Annotated in this window: 2 protein-coding genes and 1 pseudogene; all 3 read left to right on the top strand. The window is 61.6% G+C overall.

Features of this window, described 5'->3' with window-relative positions; translation table 11 throughout:
* Window positions 1-401: pseudogene (locus APH30_RS27025) on the top strand (amine oxidase); the annotation flags it as partial.
* A 254-nt stretch (window positions 402-655) separates the two neighbouring features.
* Window positions 656-1,207 carry a cytochrome b gene (locus APH30_RS27030; protein WP_009682830.1) on the top strand — a complete coding sequence of 184 codons (552 nt, stop codon included), beginning with the start codon at window positions 656-658 and terminating at the stop codon, window positions 1,205-1,207.
* A 32-nt stretch (window positions 1,208-1,239) separates the two neighbouring features.
* Window positions 1,240-1,818 carry a YceI family protein gene (locus APH30_RS27035; RefSeq protein WP_009682831.1) on the top strand — a complete coding sequence of 193 codons (579 nt, stop codon included), beginning with the start codon at window positions 1,240-1,242 and terminating at the stop codon, window positions 1,816-1,818.
* Window positions 1,819-1,905 lie beyond the last annotated feature (87 nt).

Genomic DNA, 1,905 nt, shown 5'->3' on the forward strand with positions numbered 1-1,905 from the left:
TCGGTGGCTCGTCCGACAAAGCGGGCAAGGCTGAGCAGGCACCTGCCAAGGCTGAGTCCAAGGCAGGCGATGAGGCCAAGCAAGACAAGCCAGGCTTCTTCAAGCGCCTGTTCGGTGGCGCTGACGCGCCAGAGGCCAAGGCCCAGCCGGTAGCCAAGGCTGACGAAGCGGCGCCGGTCGTTGCCCCTGCGCCAGCGCCCCAGGCAGCACCAGCACCTGCACCAGCACCAGCACCGGCGGTGAAGGCGGCGCCGGCCAAGCCTGCTGCGGCCAAGGCCGCCCCTGCCAAGCATGCGCCAGCGCACAAGCCAGCGACCAAGCCTGCCGAGAGCAAAAAGGCCAGCGCCAAGTCGGAGCCGGCCAAGAAGCCTGTCGCCAACCCGCAGGCCAAGGCGGGTTGATCGGTCGCAGTGCCGGTCTCTAGGTGGGTAGCCCCGCTCCTGCAACGGACACTGTGGTCCTTGGCGGGAGCGGGCGCCCTGGTAGAGGCCGGCCCTGGCTACCCCATTCACAGCCGTTGGCGTTAATGTTTCCTTAATGGGAAGCGCTCAGAATTTCTATCGGATTTATCGATAATCCGAAGCAATTTTTTCCGCTTTTATTCGATACGTTACGCGTTAGTCTGTGCACAGCTTTCACGGGGAAACACGTCAACATGCAACTGCGCAATTCACCTTCCCGCTACGGCGTGGTCAGCATCGTCCTGCACTGGGGCGTGGCACTGGCAGTCTTCGGCCTGTTCGGCCTGGGCTTGTGGATGGTCGGCCTCGACTACTACAGCCCGTGGCGCAAAGCCGGCCCGGACCTGCACAAGAGCATCGGCCTGGTGCTGCTGGCGGTAATGCTGCTGCGTGTACTCTGGCGTTTCATCAGCCCGCCACCGCCGGCACCGGCCAACCATGGCAGCTTCACCCGCCTGGCGGCCAAATTGGGCCATCTGGCGCTGTATCTCGGGTTGTTTGCCGTGATGGGCGCCGGCTACCTGATTTCCACTGCCGACGGCGTTGGCATTCCGGTATTCGGCCTGTTCGAAGTGCCGGCGTTGATCAGTGACCTGCCGGACCAGGCAGACGTGGCCGGTGTGATCCACCTGTGGCTGGCCTGGGGCCTGGTGATTTTTGCCGTGCTGCATGGCCTGGCTGCACTCAAGCACCATTTCATCGACCGTGACGCGACCCTGACCCGCATGCTGGGCCGCAAAGCTTGACCCTCAACCTCAATTGCATAGGAAGGAACAGGATGTTGAAAAAGACTTTTGCCGCTCTGGCGCTGGGTACCGCTCTGCTCTCTGCTGGCCAGGCCATGGCTGCCGAGTACAAGATCGACAAGGAAGGCCAGCACGCGTTCGTTGACTGGAAAATCAGCCACCTGGGCTACAGCTTCATCCACGGTACCTTCAAGGACTTCGACGGCAACTTCACTTGGGACAGCGCCAAGCCTGAAGCCAGCAAGATCAGCGTCGACCTGAAAACCGCCAGCCTGTGGTCGAACCACGCCGAGCGTGACAAGCACATTGCCAGCGCTGACTTCCTGGACGTGAAAAAATACCCGGACGCCAAGTTCGTCTCCACCAGTGTGAAGTCGACTGGCGACAAGACCGCTGACGTGACTGGCGACCTGACCATGCACGGCGTGACCAAGCCGGTCACCTTCAAGGCAACCTTCAACGGTGAAGGCAAAGACCCATGGGGCGGGGAGCGTGCAGGCTTCAACGCGACCACCACGCTGAACCTGAACGACTTCGGCATCAAGGGCCCAGGCCCGGCTTCGCAAACCCTGGACCTGGATATCAGTGTCGAAGGCGTGAAGCAGAAGTAAGTATTGCGTTGCCCCTGAAAAACGCCGCCCATCGGGTAATGGCTGTCAGTTAAGTGTTACTGGGGCTGCTTTGCAGCCCTTCGCGGG

The organism is Pseudomonas sp. NBRC 111127 (assembly GCF_001320345.1).
GTDB lineage: Bacteria > Pseudomonadota > Gammaproteobacteria > Pseudomonadales > Pseudomonadaceae > Aquipseudomonas > Aquipseudomonas juntendi.